The sequence below is a fragment of the Sphingomonas sp. BL-S-29 genome, from assembly GCF_055521495.1.
In genome coordinates this window covers 3,684,190-3,698,322 of record NZ_CM145482.1, presented here as the reverse complement: position 1 = coordinate 3,698,322, position 14,133 = coordinate 3,684,190, and the positions used below count along the sequence as shown (strand labels likewise).

Below are 14,133 nucleotides of genomic sequence, written 5' to 3'. Positions count from 1 at the left end.
AGTGACGTGCGGGCGGGTCCGTGAAGGGCCGGCTTGAAGAAGATTTTTTGACGAAGGACCTAAAGGGATGGCGACCGTCGACAAGATGCCGATGCTGCAAGAGGGCTATGAGAAGCTCAATGCGGACCTGAAGCGGCTGAAAGCGGAGCGCCCGACCATCGTCGACGCGATCGAGGAAGCGCGCGCGCACGGCGACCTTTCGGAAAACGCCGAATATCATGCCGCCAAGGAGCGGCAGGGGCAGATCGAAGCGTCGATCTCCGATATCGAGGACAAGCTGAGCCGCGCGCAGGTGATCGATCCGCGCGACCTGTCGGGCGACAAGGTGGTGTTCGGCGCGACCGTCACCCTGCTCGACGAGGACGACAAGCCGATCCGCTATCAGATCGTTGGCCAGACCGAGGCCGATGCCAAGGGCGGTCGCATCTCGTACAATTCGCCGCTGGGTCGGGCGCTGATCGGGCGCAAGGTCGACGACGAGGTCGAAGTGACGGTGCCGTCGGGCGACCGTTATTACGTCGTCTCGAAGATCGAATTCATCTGAACGGAATCGATCTTCCGCGGGGCCGGTTCACCGACGCGCTGGTTGCGCTGTCGGTCTTTACCGTCTTGCTCGCCACGGCGGTGTTCGGCCTGGACGCCGCCGCGATCTGGTTCGGCTTCACCCCGGGTGATTTCCTGGCGGGCGGGTGGAGCAACGACCCTATCCGGTCCTGGCTGTCGCCGCTCGCCTCCGCCTTTCTGGCGCGCGATTTCATCTCGGCGATCTTCAACCTGGTCTTCCTGCTGATCGCCGGTCGCTATGTCGAAAAGGCGATCCGGCCGGTCGGGCTGGGCGTTATCTTCGTCGCGGGCGCCTATGGCGGCGCGCTCGCGCGGCTGATCCTGACGCCCGGATCGGCGCTGGCCAGCGCCGGGGCCGACGCATCGGTGTTCGCGGTGATCGGCGCCTATTTCATGCTGTACGGCGTGCCGAGCGCCATCCCGATCGCGCGGCACCATAGCCGGCTGACCCAGATCGCGATCCTTGCCGGCATCTGGATGGCGATCCAGATCGCCTTTGCCGTGCTGTCGCAAAGCTTCGCGGTATCGGTGACGATCGTCGAGCCGATCGGGGGGCTGCTGGCGGGCGTGGCGCTGGCACGGCCAATGCTGGCCTGGGCTTATCGCAAGGCTTGAGGGAGGGACGTTAGACTGCCCTCTGCCTCAACCCCAATCCGCTCGTAAAACGCACTGAAGTCGGGAGCGATGATGGCGTCGCGATTGCCGCCCGCGACCATGTCGATCGCAAATCGCCGGTCTGAGCGCCTTCACAACATCACCAAACGCCCAGCCACGGGCCATCAGCCTGATTTCGGCTTTTTCCCCGTAGCAAGCGGCTTCAGCGCGGCTTGCGACATCCATGACAGTAGCTGGGCTTCGTCCAGCTCATCCGTCGATGCCAGCTCGACGCCGCGCGTGGCCTTGCCCATTCCGACAGGCGTTACCGGAGGCTCGGGGCTTAGCTCGGTGCCCCGAATGAACATCAGCTTCACATGGCCGACAAAGGCGCCGGACGAGAAGCACCAGCCGTCAGGCACACCATAATAGGCCATGCCCCATTTCACCGCGCGCTTGAGGTCAGGCACTGCCTGCATGGCGAGTTCGTCGACACGCTCGGCGATAGCGCGGTGCGGCTGCGGTAGACTGGCGATATAGGCGAACACCGGCTTGTCCCCTTCTGCGGCCTTGGCCGAACTGGCTTTGCCCGTCATGGCAACGAGGAGTTCTGACTCTCTTGTGGTGGCAGGCTGATTGCCCGAAACTTTTGTCATGCGATGTCCTTTCGCTGTCGGCCGAGTTTCGGCACCTGATTGCTGGGCGGGGCTTTTTGGCGCGACGCGCATAACCTCCGCACAGCCTCGTTTCTCCCACGTGACGACTGCATTGCCGCCGTCGCTGCCGGCGTGCCGTCGGACCACCGCTCCCATCGAGTGGCATCGGAACGACGAATGAGCGGATCGATATTCGACATCGTCTCGTAAATTTTTGATACGGATGACGACTGGTCGCATTTGGGAACGGCGCCAATTTTCTTTGCCGCGACCGGGCTGAAGCGCGTCGACCGGCCTCGGCAACATTGCGCAAGATGTGCATCTTCAAACTCATCGCTGTGGGCTTGGCAACCGCGGACCGCATGGCGATTTTCCCATTTCCTACCCGAATGAAGAGCGCGCCACACGGTGCCGCCACGGCATGGTTCACGCAACGACCGGATGAAGGGGTCGCCGTCCCTCGAGAGGAGCAAATGTGGCTACACCAACAAAGGTGGGACGCGGGAAGCCGGTGGGCGAGTGTCGATTCTTCGCAGCCATGGCGATCGCTGTCGCCGTAGCGACGTTCGTTGGCTTCGCGCCAAGCTATTATCTGGCGCCCACGTTCCATGCCAGGCCGTTGTCGGCCCTGCTGCATCTTCACGGTCTCGTCTTCACCGCATGGATATTGCTCTATGTCGCGCAGACCGCGCTGATCTCGGCGGGGCGCACCGACATGCATCGGCTCGTCGGGCCGGTTGCGGCCGTGCTCGCCGTCGTCATGGTCCCGTTGGGTATCGCGACCGCGATCATCACCAAGCACGTCGCGGCGGTTCATCACCTGCCGCCGCAGGGGCCGCCTCTGGTCTTTCCCCTGGGGGCGGTCCTCACCTTCGCGGTGCTGGTCGGCGCGGGCGTGACGATGCGCAAGCGATCAGCCTGGCACAAGCGGTTGATGCTCCTGGGGACATTGGCGATCCTGACCACGCCGCTCGCCCGGGTGACGCGCTTCACGCATATCGGGCTGAGCCCGGCCTTCGGCGGGATGATCCTGACCGACATCATGCTGGCGGCGCTGGTGGTCTATGATGTCAGGACGCGCGGCACCCTGCATCCCGCGACGATCTGGGGCGGCGGGTTCTTCCTGGCGACTCAGCTGATCCGCATCGCGCTGAACGCGATGCCAGCATGGCAGGCATTCGCCAAGAGTCTGACGGGCTAAGCCCAACGGCTGCCGTGCACCCAGCCTATGCCGGCACGCACCAACGATCCAGCGCCTGTTCCAGGCCGAGCACGCTATCCTTCTCGCCGGCCCAGGCGACGCACGCATCGGGGCGGATCAGCATCGAGGGCCCCGTATCGACCGCCGCACAGCGCACCCGTTGCGTGGCGGCCGAAACGAGCCTGGAGGCCGACCCGTCCGGCGAGGCGTCGAGGAACACGCCCATTCCGTCCTGCATGAGGTCGTAGAGCGACCCGCCGCCGACTGGCCGGTCGCCGATGAGCCGCCCGACCGCGTCATGCTCCGAGCCGAGGTCGTAGCGGGTGGCCAGCCCGCTCATCATCCCGCCGATGAAGCGGTTGGCCTCGTCGCCCTCCATCAGCGTCGCGACGATGGCGCGCATCGCGGCCGCTTGCGGGTCGGGCCGCATGATCGCGGCCTGGGCGAGGGTGTTGGCCAGCACGGCTTCGGCGACCGGCCGCCGCTCGGCCTGATAGGTGTCGATCAGGCTTTCCGGCATCGTCCCGCGAACCACCGCGGCCAGCTTCCAGCCGAGGTTCGCGGCATCGGCGAGCCCGAGGCTCAGGCCCTGGCCGCCAAAGGGCGAATGAATATGCGCGGCGTCGCCGGCGAGCAGCGCCCGGCCCTTGCGGTAGGTGTCGACGAGGCGCGTATTGTCGGTCCAGCGGCTGGCATTTTCGAACGCCGTCACGCGCACGTCCGCGCCGCTGACCCGGCGCAGCACCTGTTCGAACGCGTCGCGGGTGATCGGCGCGTCGCGGGCTTCGGGCGGGCCGCTGAAATCCAGCATGACCAGGCGGCCGGCGAAGGACATGTACATGCCGCCGGACGTGTAGTGGAAGCCATGGGCGGCAAGCCGTTCGGGATGATCCACCGCGGCGATGGCCTGGTACATCGTCATCGTCGGGTCGCAGCCGGGAAAGGCGAAGCCCGACAGCTTGCGGACGGCGCTGCGGCCGCCGTCGCAGCCGAGGAGCCATGAGCAGCGGACCTGGCCGTTACCGGTCTCCGAGCTCCAGTCGACATCGATCCCGTCGGGCCGCTGCGTCAGGCGGTGGACCTCGCATCCGCGGCGGACCTCGATCCCGAGCGCGCCGGCGCGCTCACTCAGCATCGCTTCGATATTTTGCTGGTCGATCGGGCTGCCGAGCCGGTCCGGCTCGACCTGCGCATTGCGTCGGATCAGCATCAGGCCGGCGAAATGGCCGCTATAGCGGCCCCCGGGACCGCGCGGCGCCGCCTGGCCATGGCCCGTCGGCCGCGCCATCGCGGCGAAGGCGCGGGCCTGCGCGGCGTCGATCGCCGAGGCCATGCCGCGCCGCCGGAGTGCCTCGATGCCGAGCGCGCCGATGCCGCCGGCCTTCAGCACCTTGCTCGGTTCGGTCAGCCGTTCCAATACAAGCACGCTGGCGCCGCCAAGGGTCAGCTCGATCGCGGCAAGGAGGCCGACCGGACCCGCGCCGACCACGACGACATCATAGGGCGTTTCCATATACTCAATCCCAATATATACTCGATACATAATAGGTGGGAGTGAATGAGCGACCTGTCAACGCCGACCGACCGCCGATCGCGCAAGCGCCTCGCCACGCGGCAGGCGATCTCGGACGCCGCCACCTGCCTGTTCCTGGAGCGCGGCTTCGACGCGGTGACGATCGACGAGATCGCCGGCGCCGCCGATGTCGGGCGCATGACCGTGTTCAATCATTTTCCGCGCAAGGAGGACATGTTCTTCGACCGCGACGATGAGGGCCGCGCGGTCCTGCGCGAGGCGTTGCGGGATCGCGATCCGGGGGTTCCGCCGATCGAGAGCCTGCGCCTGCTCGCGCATCGGCTGGTGGCGGAAGGGCGGCCGTTCGTGGAGTTCTCCGCGATCAGCCAGCGCTTCATCGCGACGATCGAGGCGAGCGAGACGCTGAAGGCGAGGGCGCGGGCGATCCGCGACGAGCTGGCCGGCGTGGTGGCGGCGGCGCTGGCCGAGAGCGTCGGGCGGGAGCCCGATGGCGATGCGCGTCTGGCGGCGGGCCTGTTGCTGGCGACCTGGACGGTGGCCTTTCTCGAGGCGAATGGGACCTATCGCCGGACGGGGGATGGGGGGGCAGCGAATGCCGCCTTTCTCTCGATCGTCGACCGGGGGAGTGTGGGGCTGGTCGCGGCGATGGCGGGTACGCCCTATGCGTGACGCTGCGTAAGGGGATGACGATGCAGGCCAAGCCCGTGTTTTGCGAGATCCGGTACCGGCTCGATCCGGACAGGCTGGAGGCGTTCGAGGACTATGGCCGGGCCTGGACCCGGTTGATCGAGCGGCACGGCGGCGTCCATTACGGCTTTTTCATGCCGCGGGCGGCGCCGGGCGATGCGACGATCAGTTTTCCGGGCGAGGGACAGCCGGGCGCCGAGGATGTGGCGATCGCGCTGTACGGGTTTCCCGATGAGGAAAGCTACAACAACTATCGCACACAGGTTCCGCTCGATCCCGAGGCCGCGTCCGTCATCGAACGCTTCGCCGCGCCGCCGTTCAGGGGCTATGAGCGGGTGTTCCTTGCGCCACTGGCGCGGGAATGACGGCTCACCTGATCGGACATCAGGCCGGGAGCGGGTGCCGCTCCCGGCCTGATGGATAACCTCCCCGTTCGCCGCTCAACCTGAACGGGGGAGGTGGATCAATTCAGCTTAGAAAGCGCTATTGGGCGCGTTCCGGAGCTGCTCCCGCGCCCTTCACATCACGTCGACGCTTTTGCTGACCAGGATATTGACCGCGACGCGGCGGTTCTGCGCCTTGCCTTCTTCGGTGTCGTTGCTCGCCAGCGGGTCGGCCGTGGCCATGCCGGTGGGGGTGAGCATGCGATAGGGTTTCCAGCCGCATTTCTGCTGGAGGTAATTGATGACCCGGTTGGCGCGCTTTTCGCTGAGTGCCTGGTTGATATCGTCGCTGCCGGTCGAATCGGTGTAGCCGACCACCAGGATCAGGGCGTTTTCGGTTGCCTCGGCCGTGGTGGCCGTCGAGCAGAGCTGAGCCCTGTCCTCAGCGGAGAGTTCCGACTTGCCGGTATCGAAGTGCACGTTGGTGGTGCCCTTGATGTTATATTTGTCGATATCGCCGAGGCGGCCGCGCAGCGACTCGGTTGCTGCGGTCTGTTCATCGAAGCGCTGGTCCGTCGCGTTGCGGATCATCGTCGCGGTCTTGAGGTCGTTCTTGCGGAAGCTGACCTGGCTCGCGACCAGCTCGGCGCCTGGCTGGCCGTCCGCCTGCAAGGTCTTGACGGTGACCGGCATGCCGTTGAGCAGCGCATCTGCGCCGAGCTTGCCGCCACCGCCGAACAGCCCGCCGCCGCCCTTGATGCGGGTGGAATCGGTGACGGCGATGACCACGGCGCTACCGTCGGCGGTCCTGACTTTCATCTTGTCGCCATTGCGCGCGGTGATGACGCCCTTGACCTCGGGCCCGGCGGTCATCGCGGGCGGGGTGCCATAGACGACGACGTTAGACTCGGGCGCGCTCTGCTGCTGCTGGTCCTGCTGCGGCTGCTGATCCTGCGCGGACACGGCGCCCGACACGGACACGGCCAGAGCGGCAGCCAGGAAAGGCACGCCTGCCCTTTGGGGAATGACACGCATTGAGCAATCTCCTCTACTTTGCCCCCCGACGGCCCTTGCGTGTTCGGGTGAAGCTGTCTCCCAGATGAACAGGGCCGGGAGAGTCTCTGTCCCGGCGGTCGGTTCGAGCGCGGCGTGCGACGAACCGAGGCCGATGGCGCGGCGACCGCGACGCCTGTATTGGCCCCGGATGGACAGCGAGACAGACTTGGAGACCATGTTGCTGGGGCCGGTCCTCGCCGATCGCGTATGCGGGGCGTGCACGGCGTGCTGCACCGTGCTCACCGTCGATACGCCCGATTTCAGCAAGCCGGCGGGAACGCCCTGCACTTATCTGACGGCGCGCGGATGCGGCATCCATGCGGTGCGGCCGCCTATCTGCCGGACTTGGTTCTGCGCCTGGCGCCGGGTCGCGGCGATGCCCGACGAGGCCCGGCCGGACCGGTCAGGCGTTCTCGTGTCGCTCAATTTCGAGAAGAAGCCGCGCAACTGCTTCGAAGGCGTATCGATCAACGTCCGCGCGCTCGCCGGCAGTGAAGCGATCGAGACCGGCATGGCGGCGACGATCCTCGACAGCCTGTGCGATCAACTGGTCCCGGTCTGGTTCAGCGACGGGTCGAGGAAGATGCTGATGCACCCGGACAACGACGTCGCCAGCCTCGTGCTCTCGGGAGACGCCGCGCCCGCGCATCTTGAAGACGAAGTGGGGGCGTGGCGCGAGCGCTACGGCGTTTTCGCGGCGAAGGATTAGGCCTTGGGCGTGTCCAGCACGTCCGGCTGGAGCAGGCGGTGGAGATGCACCACCACGAACTTCATCTCGGCATCGTCGACAGTGCGCTGCGCGGCGGAGCGCCAGGCTTTCTCGGCGCTGGCATAATCGGGATAGATGCCGACGACCTCGATCGAATCGAGATCGTCGAAATCGAGATGGCGGGGGTCCTTGACGCGGCCGCCGAAGACCAGGTGGAGTTTGCTCATGGATCGGGCTTCCCAAGGGAGGAGTCACCCGTCCTTAGAGCGTGAATTCCGCGAGGTGAACCATCCAGCGCGGCTTTTTGTTACTTGCTGGACGCTTTGGCGGCGGCGGCCGAACCGGCGCTGGACAGCGCCTTGACCACGCCGTCGAGCAGCTTGCCGACCTGGTCGCGCGCTGCCGCCTTGTTGAGGCCGAGCGCGTCGAGTTCCGCCTTGCCCGCTTCCTTCGCTGCCTGAGCCGCGCCGGCAGCCGTGTCGGTGATGCGCTTGCCGACCGGGCCGAGCAGCTTGCCCTCCTGCTCGGTGCGCGGGATCACCGCGCCGGCGAGCACGCCGATCGCGACGCCGCCGACCAGAACGGCGAGCGGATTGGCTTCGATCCCCTCGGCGGTGCGGCGCACGGCCTCGCGCGCGGTGTCACGCGTGGTCTCCAGCGCCTTTTCGGCGGTGCTGCGCGGCGTGGCCTTCGGGGTTGCGGGCTTTTCGGTGGTGGGGGCGTTCATTCGGAGGATCCTTTCCGTCGGGCAGGCGCCCGTTTGGGTTTCAAACTCGCGGGACGCTCGGGAGTTTCATCGAGATAGACCTCGATGAGATGCTTGATCGGCCCGCGGGCAAGGAGCAGGCCGACCGCCGCGGCGCCCCCCGCGAGGGTGAGGGGGTGGCGCTTGAGGCTTTCCAGACCGTCCCGCCCGATTTCCTGCGCCGCCTCCTTCAACTCTCCCATGGCCTCGCGGGCAAGCGCCTTCGGGTTGAGCCGGGCCTGGAGGTCGACGAGCGTCCCGGCCAGGCGAGCGCGCGCCGCCTCGGCCCGCCGCTTCGCCGCTGGCAGGTCGGTAGCGTCGTCGATTGCCTCGGGCAGGTTTTTAGGCGGGCTCATTCGGGCTTGTCCGACATATCGGTGATCTTACGAACCTTGGCGATGGCGAAGCGGACAAGCAGGGCGGCGACCCCGAGCGAGAGCAGCACGACCAGGATCGTCGCCCCGACCTCGCCCAGCGGACGCCGCAGGATCAGCAACAGGCCGAGCACCGTCGCGATCATCGCCGACTGGGCCAGCAGCAACGCTACCACGCCGAGGATGATCGCGGTGCGCGCCTCGCCGACGCGGCTGAGGAACTGGGCGCGATACAGCCTGATCTCCGCGCGCACGAAGCGTTCGGCGTCGTCGATCAGGCGCGAGAACAGGGCCGCAATGCTGTTGCTGTCATGCTCTTCCGGCGGTTGCTCGGCCATGTTCCCCCCGGTTCCTGTCGGATCAGGCGTCGTCGCGGTCGGCCGCGTCGAGGCCCGACTTGATCAAGCGCACCAGCACGAAACCGATCGCCGCGGCGGTGCCGATCGCCACGGCCGGGCTCTTCTTCACGAAGCCGCGCGCATCGTCGATCAGGTCGTCGAGATTCTTCTGCTTGATCGATTCCGAAAAGCCCGAGACGGCGTCGGCGGCGCTGCGGGCATATTGGCCATATTGCGGGCCAACCTTCTCGTCGACGGTGCCGGCGGCCTCGGTCATCATCTTGGCCAGTTCGTCGAGCACGCCGCCCGCACGGGCCTTGCCGTCCTCGGCATAGGCGCGGGCCTTGTCGCCGGCGTCCTTGGTGAGCTTGGAGGCGCTGTCCTTCAGCGTCTGCGTCGCGGCCTTGGTCTCGGCCTTGAAGCGTGGGGTGGCGGTGTCTGCGGTGGTTTCCACGGTCGGGCCTTTCTTCGGCTTGGCCGGCTTGGGGGCCGGCTTTGCGGTTGTCGCGGCAGGCGAGGTCGTGGCGGCAGCCGCTTTCCGCGGTGTCGCGGTGGTCGCGGCCTTCTTCACCGGTTTGGCCGGTTTGGGGGCCTTGGGAGTTTCGTCAGCCATGCTGTCGCCCTTTCCTCGCTTGTCCATCGTCAACCGGCCAGCGCAGTCCGCGGTTCCATCGAACGAGACGAATTGCCGCCGCCGATGATAGCCGATAGAGGCACGCCCGTCTGTCTGGGGCATCAATCGTTAGAAGGATCATAACGTGACCGCAATCATCGACATCCACGCGCGCCAAATCCTCGACAGCCGGGGCAACCCGACCGTGGAAGTCGACGTGTTGCTCGATGACGGTTCCTTCGGTCGCGCCGCCGTTCCCTCGGGCGCGTCGACCGGCGCGCATGAAGCGGTCGAACTGCGCGACGGCGACAAAAGCGTCTATCTCGGCAAGGGCGTGCTGAAGGCGGTCGAAGCGGTCAACACCGAGATCGCCGACGCGGTGCTCGGCCTCGAGGCCGAGGATCAGGCCGATGTCGACCGGGTGATGATCGATCTCGACGGCACCGAGAACAAGAGCCGGATCGGCGCGAACGCGATCCTGGGCGTCAGCCTCGCGGTGGCCAAGGCGGCGGCCGATGCGCGGGGCCTGCCGTTGTACCGCTACGTCGGCGGCGTTTCCTCGCATGTGCTGCCGGTGCCGATGATGAACATCATCAATGGCGGCGAGCATGCCGACAACCCGATCGATTTCCAGGAATTCATGGTCGTGCCGGTCGGCGCTTCGTCGATCGCCGAAGCGGTGCGCTGCGGTTCGGAAATCTTCCACACGCTGAAGAAGGGCCTGCACGACAAGGGCCTGGCGACCTCGGTCGGCGACGAGGGCGGTTTCGCTCCGAACATCGCCTCGACCAGCGACGCGCTCGATTTCATCATGAGCTCGATCGAGAAGGCGGGCTACAAGCCGGGCGACGACGTGATGCTGGCGCTCGACTGCGCCGCGACCGAGTTCTTCAAGAACGGCAAGTACGACATCTCGGGCGAGGGCAAGATCCTGTCCAGCCACGAGATGGCCGAATATCTCGCCGACCTGACGCGCCGTTATCCGATCTTCTCGATCGAAGACGGCATGGCCGAGGATGATTTCGTGGGCTGGAAGGCGCTGACCGACCTGATCGGCGACAAGGTCCAGCTTGTCGGCGACGATCTGTTCGTGACGAACCCGAAGCGGCTGAAGCAGGGCATCAAGGACGGCCTCGCCAATTCGCTGCTGGTGAAGGTCAACCAGATCGGCACCCTGACCGAGACGCTCGAGGCCGTGTCGATGGCGCAGCGCGCGGGCTATACCGCGGTGATGTCGCACCGCTCGGGCGAGACCGAGGATGCGACCATCGCCGACCTCGCCGTCGCGACCAATTGCGGGCAGATCAAGACCGGCAGTCTCGCCCGGTCGGACCGGCTCGCCAAGTACAACCAGCTCATCCGCATCGAGGAGGAACTGGACGAGGCGGCGGTCTATGCGGGGCGCTCGATTCTGCGCGCCTGATTCCGGGCCTGACTCCGGGCGCGATTTCGTGCTTGATTTGCGCCGAGTAGGTAAAATTCCTGCTTGATCCGCGAGTCGCGACCTGCGAGAATCGTGGAATGGCCAAGCGTTCCACCTTCCGCACCATGCTCCGCCGCGCCGGCCCACCGGCCGCGTTGCTGATCGTGGGCGCGTTTTTCGGTGGCTATGCGATCATGGGCCCGAACGGTGCGCTCGCATATGGCGACATCCAGCGCCAGCTCGACAAGCGCCAGAGCGACCTCGCCGTGTTGGAGAAGCAGCGCGCCGAGCTGAAGAACCGCGTCGCCTTGCTCGACCCGCGCCATGCCGATCCGGACATGGTCGACGAGCTGGCGCGCAAGAAGCTCAACGTGGTGCATCCCGACGACATGATCGTCGACCTGGACAAATAGCCCCTCCGCGCTGCGGGCGGCCACCCCCCGGGCTGGCGCCCCTCGATTCAACCTGCCAGCATCGCGCGACAAGACGAATCAAAAGGAACGGGTATGCGCAGGATATTGCTCGCCGGGGCGGCCTTGCTGGCGGTCACGGCATGCGGGCCGTCTGAAACCAAGCCCATCACCAACGACGCCGAACTGGCGCTGCCGACCACGGACTGGCCGGCGTTCAGAGAGGCGTTCATCGAAGGCTGGTTCAAGCTCGACCCGGCCAATGCGGTCTATCAGGGGCGGCATGATTTCGACGGCGGGCTGGGCGACTGGAGCGAGGCGGGGTTGAAGCGCCAGGCTGATTTCCTGCGCGCCTCGATCATCAAGGCATCGGCCTTCGATGCGGCCAAGCTGAGCAAGCAGGACGCGTTCGAGCGCGACTATCTGGTGAATGTCGCCGAGGGTAAGCTGTTCTGGCTGACCGATGCGGACCAGCCGCACACCAACCCGGCCTGGTATATCGGCGCCGGGCTCGACCCGAACGGCTATGTCGCCCGCAACTATGCCGATGCGCCGACACGCATGAAGGCGATGATCAAGTTCCTGCGCCAGATTCCCGGCGCGGCGGCGAACATCAAGGCGAACCTGAAGACGCCGATGCCGCTGAGCTTCATCGATTATGGCGTGGCGGGCTTCAACGGTTTCGCCGATTATTACACGGGCGACGCGAAAAAGGCCTTTGCCGGGGTGCAGAGCCCCGAGCTGCAGGGCCAGTTCGACCAGGCGGCGGGTGCCGCGGCCAAATCGATGCATGACCTTGCCGGCTATCTCGACGGGCAGCGCGCCACCGCGACGCAGGGCTTTGCGCTCGGCGCCGACAAATTCTCCCGCATGGTCAAGATGACCGAGGGCGTGGACGTGCCGCTCGACCAGCTCGAGGCGGCGGGGAAGGCGGACCTGAAGCGCAACCAGGACGCGCTCACGGCCGCCTGCGCGAAGTTCGCGCCAGGCGCGACGATCCCGGCCTGCATGACGAAGATGAATGCCAACAAGCCCGAAGGCGGCCCGGTCGCCGAGGCGCGGCGACAGATCCCCGAGCTCAAGGCGTTCGTGATCGCCAAGGACATTGTCTCGATCCCCGACGCGGAACAGGCGCTGGTCGAGGAAAGCCCGCCCTATAACCGGCAGAATTCCGCCTATATCGATCCGCCGGGACCGTTCGAAAAGGGCATCCCCTCGGTCTATTACATCTCTCCGCCTGATCCGGCCTGGGCCAAGGCCGTGCAGGACTCGTTCGTGCCGGGCAAGATGGACCTGCTGTTCACCTCGGTGCACGAAGTGATGCCCGGGCATTTCCTGCAGTTCCGCCATGCCAACAAATCGCCCTCGCTCTTCGGGCGGCTGTTCGTCGGCTATGCCTATGCCGAGGGCTGGGCGCATTATGCCGAGGAAATGATGTGGGACGCGGGCCTCAATGATGGCGACCCGGAAACGCATGTCGGCCAGCTGTCCAACGCGTTGCTGCGCAATTGCCGTTATCTCTCGGCGATCGGATTGCATGCGCGCAGCATGACGCAGGAACAGTCATACCGGATGTTCCGCGACGAATGCTATCAGGACGAGGGCAATGCGAGGCAGCAGGCGGCGCGCGGCACCTATGACCCGGCCTATCTCAACTATACGATGGGCAAGCTGATGATCCGCAAGCTGCGCGACGACTGGACCGCGACGCATGGCGGGCGGCAGGGGTGGAAGGCGTTCCACGACCAGTTCCTGAGCTTTGGCGGCCCGCCGATCCCGCTGGTGCGCAAGGCGATGATGGGCGGCGACGGGAAAGCGGTGTTTTGAGCGGGGCGGGCTCGCCCGTTCGCTGGCGGGTAGGCCTGCTCGCCTATGACCGGGTCAACGGCTTCGACATTGCCGGGCCGCTGGAAGTGTTCGCCACCGCGACGGCCATTGATCCGGCCCGCGCGGCCTATGGCGTCGAGATCGTCGCCGCCACGCTCGATCCGGTCACGACGGAGGCGGGCATGCGCATCCTGCCCGATCGCGGCTTCGCGGAAGGCGGCGCGTACGACACGATCATCGTCCCGGGCGGGGTCGGCCTGCGGGAACCGGAGATCAGCGCCGCCGTCGCCGGATGGCTCAGGCCGCGGCTCCAAACGACCCGCCGGATCGCGTCGGTCTGCACTGGAGTCTATGGGCTGGCGGCGACCGGCGTGCTCGACGGGCGGCGGGCGACGACGCATTGGCGCTTCATCGCTGACGTGCAGCGGCGCTTTCCCGCGATCCGGATGCAGAGCGACTGCATCTATGTGGAGGACGGACCCTGCTTCACCTCGGGCGGAGTCTGTGCCGGCATCGATCTTGCGCTGGCGATGGTCCGCGCCGACCTGGGGCCGACCCTGGCGCTGTCGGTCGGGCACGAGATGGTCGTGCCGAGCATGCGCGCCGGTCCGCAGGCGCAATTCTCCGAGCCGCTCCGCGCCCAGGCGCGCGCCCCGCGCCGGCTGGCCGATCTGATAGCGTGGATCGGCGCCAATCTGGAGGCCGACCTGTCGTTGCCGGCGCTGGCGGAACGCGCGGCAATCGGAGAGCGGCAATTGTCGCGCATGTTCCGCGAGGGGTTGGGCGAGAGCCCCGGCGCGCTGGTGACACGGCTGCGCCTCGCGGCGGCGCGCGACATGCTCAGCGCCGATGCGGTGCCGGTGGGAGAGGTCGCGCGGCTCGCCGGCTATCGCAGTCCCGACGCGTTCGGCCGCGCTTATGCCCGCGCGCATGGCGAGCCGCCCGAGGTGACGCGCGACCGGCGGCGCATGTCCGGAACGGCAGGATAGTCGACATCCTCGCGGGGCCGGCCGCGCCCT

The 14,133-nt window shown here is 66.6% G+C and carries 18 protein-coding genes; 10 read left to right on the top strand and 8 right to left on the bottom strand.

Annotated features, from left to right (window positions below; translation table 11 throughout):
- Positions 1-67: 67 nt before the first annotated feature.
- Both greA and ACZ1I2_RS17450 read left to right on the top strand, forming a co-directional pair.
- Positions 68-544, top strand: a complete 477-nt coding sequence (greA, locus tag ACZ1I2_RS17455) for a transcription elongation factor GreA (protein ID WP_332715884.1) — start codon at positions 68-70, stop codon at positions 542-544.
- 65 nt (positions 545-609) lie between these two features.
- Positions 610-1,179 carry a rhomboid family intramembrane serine protease gene (locus ACZ1I2_RS17450; protein WP_465172892.1) on the top strand — a complete coding sequence of 190 codons (570 nt, stop codon included), beginning with the start codon at positions 610-612 and terminating at the stop codon, positions 1,177-1,179.
- Positions 1,180-1,343: 164 nt separating this feature from the next.
- Here ACZ1I2_RS17450 and ACZ1I2_RS17445 read toward each other — a convergent pair whose 3' ends face one another.
- Positions 1,344-1,814 carry a DUF1801 domain-containing protein gene (locus ACZ1I2_RS17445; protein WP_465172893.1) on the bottom strand — a complete coding sequence of 157 codons (471 nt, stop codon included), beginning with the start codon at positions 1,812-1,814 and terminating at the stop codon, positions 1,344-1,346.
- A 538-nt stretch (positions 1,815-2,352) separates the two neighbouring features.
- Between ACZ1I2_RS17445 and ACZ1I2_RS17440 the strand changes: the two genes are divergently transcribed.
- Entirely contained in the window at positions 2,353-3,015 is a 663-nt protein-coding gene (locus ACZ1I2_RS17440; RefSeq protein ID WP_465176387.1) for a hypothetical protein, read from the top strand.
- A gap of 25 nt (positions 3,016-3,040) precedes the next feature.
- Here ACZ1I2_RS17440 and ACZ1I2_RS17435 read toward each other — a convergent pair whose 3' ends face one another.
- On the bottom strand, positions 3,041-4,528 hold the full coding sequence (locus ACZ1I2_RS17435) for an FAD-dependent monooxygenase (RefSeq protein WP_465176388.1): 1,488 nt from the start codon (positions 4,526-4,528) through the stop codon (positions 3,041-3,043).
- Positions 4,529-4,573: 45 nt separating this feature from the next.
- Between ACZ1I2_RS17435 and ACZ1I2_RS17430 the strand changes: the two genes are divergently transcribed.
- A complete protein-coding gene (locus ACZ1I2_RS17430; RefSeq protein WP_465176389.1) occupies positions 4,574-5,218 on the top strand; it encodes a TetR/AcrR family transcriptional regulator in 645 nt (214 codons plus the stop codon).
- Between the two features lie 20 nt (positions 5,219-5,238).
- Positions 5,239-5,601: an NIPSNAP family protein gene (locus ACZ1I2_RS17425; RefSeq protein ID WP_465176390.1), complete on the top strand. Its 363-nt coding sequence runs from the start codon at positions 5,239-5,241 to the stop codon at positions 5,599-5,601.
- Between the two features lie 153 nt (positions 5,602-5,754).
- On the opposite strand, the gene ACZ1I2_RS17420 is transcribed toward ACZ1I2_RS17425, so the two are convergent.
- Positions 5,755-6,654 carry an OmpA family protein gene (locus tag ACZ1I2_RS17420; RefSeq protein WP_465172898.1) on the bottom strand — a complete coding sequence of 300 codons (900 nt, stop codon included), beginning with the start codon at positions 6,652-6,654 and terminating at the stop codon, positions 5,755-5,757.
- A 169-nt stretch (positions 6,655-6,823) separates the two neighbouring features.
- Here ACZ1I2_RS17420 and ACZ1I2_RS17415 point away from each other — a divergent pair, with 169 nt between their 5' ends.
- Positions 6,824-7,384 (top strand): YkgJ family cysteine cluster protein, encoded by a 561-nt coding sequence (locus ACZ1I2_RS17415; RefSeq protein ID WP_465176391.1) that lies wholly within the window; start codon positions 6,824-6,826, stop codon positions 7,382-7,384.
- Here the strand turns inward: ACZ1I2_RS17415 and ACZ1I2_RS17410 are convergent.
- The 5 genes from ACZ1I2_RS17410 to ACZ1I2_RS17390 all read right to left on the bottom strand — a co-directional run bounded on the left by ACZ1I2_RS17410 (position 7,381) and on the right by ACZ1I2_RS17390 (position 9,454).
- Complete coding sequence (locus ACZ1I2_RS17410) at positions 7,381-7,611, bottom strand: DUF4170 domain-containing protein (RefSeq protein ID WP_465176392.1); 231 nt, start codon at positions 7,609-7,611, stop codon at positions 7,381-7,383. The genes ACZ1I2_RS17415 and ACZ1I2_RS17410 overlap by 4 nt on opposite strands.
- An 80-nt stretch (positions 7,612-7,691) precedes the next feature.
- A complete protein-coding gene (locus ACZ1I2_RS17405; RefSeq protein WP_465172900.1) occupies positions 7,692-8,111 on the bottom strand; it encodes a hypothetical protein in 420 nt (139 codons plus the stop codon).
- On the bottom strand, positions 8,108-8,485 hold the full coding sequence (locus ACZ1I2_RS17400; protein WP_465172901.1) for a DUF3618 domain-containing protein: 378 nt from the start codon (positions 8,483-8,485) through the stop codon (positions 8,108-8,110). The genes ACZ1I2_RS17405 and ACZ1I2_RS17400 overlap by 4 nt, the downstream gene beginning before the upstream one ends.
- Positions 8,482-8,841 carry a phage holin family protein gene (locus ACZ1I2_RS17395; protein WP_465176393.1) on the bottom strand — a complete coding sequence of 120 codons (360 nt, stop codon included), beginning with the start codon at positions 8,839-8,841 and terminating at the stop codon, positions 8,482-8,484. Before ACZ1I2_RS17395 ends, ACZ1I2_RS17400 begins: the two co-directional genes overlap by 4 nt.
- A gap of 22 nt (positions 8,842-8,863) precedes the next feature.
- On the bottom strand, positions 8,864-9,454 hold the full coding sequence (locus ACZ1I2_RS17390; RefSeq protein WP_465172903.1) for a hypothetical protein: 591 nt from the start codon (positions 9,452-9,454) through the stop codon (positions 8,864-8,866).
- Between the two features lie 145 nt (positions 9,455-9,599).
- On the opposite strand from ACZ1I2_RS17390, the gene eno reads away from it, so the two are divergent.
- The 4 genes from eno to ACZ1I2_RS17370 all read left to right on the top strand — a co-directional run bounded on the left by eno (position 9,600) and on the right by ACZ1I2_RS17370 (position 14,103).
- Positions 9,600-10,877 (top strand): phosphopyruvate hydratase, encoded by a 1,278-nt coding sequence (eno, locus tag ACZ1I2_RS17385; RefSeq protein ID WP_465176394.1) that lies wholly within the window; start codon positions 9,600-9,602, stop codon positions 10,875-10,877.
- Between the two features lie 98 nt (positions 10,878-10,975).
- Positions 10,976-11,290, top strand: a complete 315-nt coding sequence (locus ACZ1I2_RS17380) for an FtsB family cell division protein (protein WP_465176395.1) — start codon at positions 10,976-10,978, stop codon at positions 11,288-11,290.
- A 93-nt stretch (positions 11,291-11,383) separates the two neighbouring features.
- Positions 11,384-13,114, top strand: coding sequence for a DUF885 domain-containing protein (locus ACZ1I2_RS17375; RefSeq protein WP_465176396.1), 1,731 nt, complete (start codon positions 11,384-11,386; stop codon positions 13,112-13,114).
- Entirely contained in the window at positions 13,111-14,103 is a 993-nt protein-coding gene (locus tag ACZ1I2_RS17370) for a GlxA family transcriptional regulator (RefSeq protein WP_465172907.1), read from the top strand. The genes ACZ1I2_RS17375 and ACZ1I2_RS17370 overlap by 4 nt, the downstream gene beginning before the upstream one ends.
- Positions 14,104-14,133 lie beyond the last annotated feature (30 nt).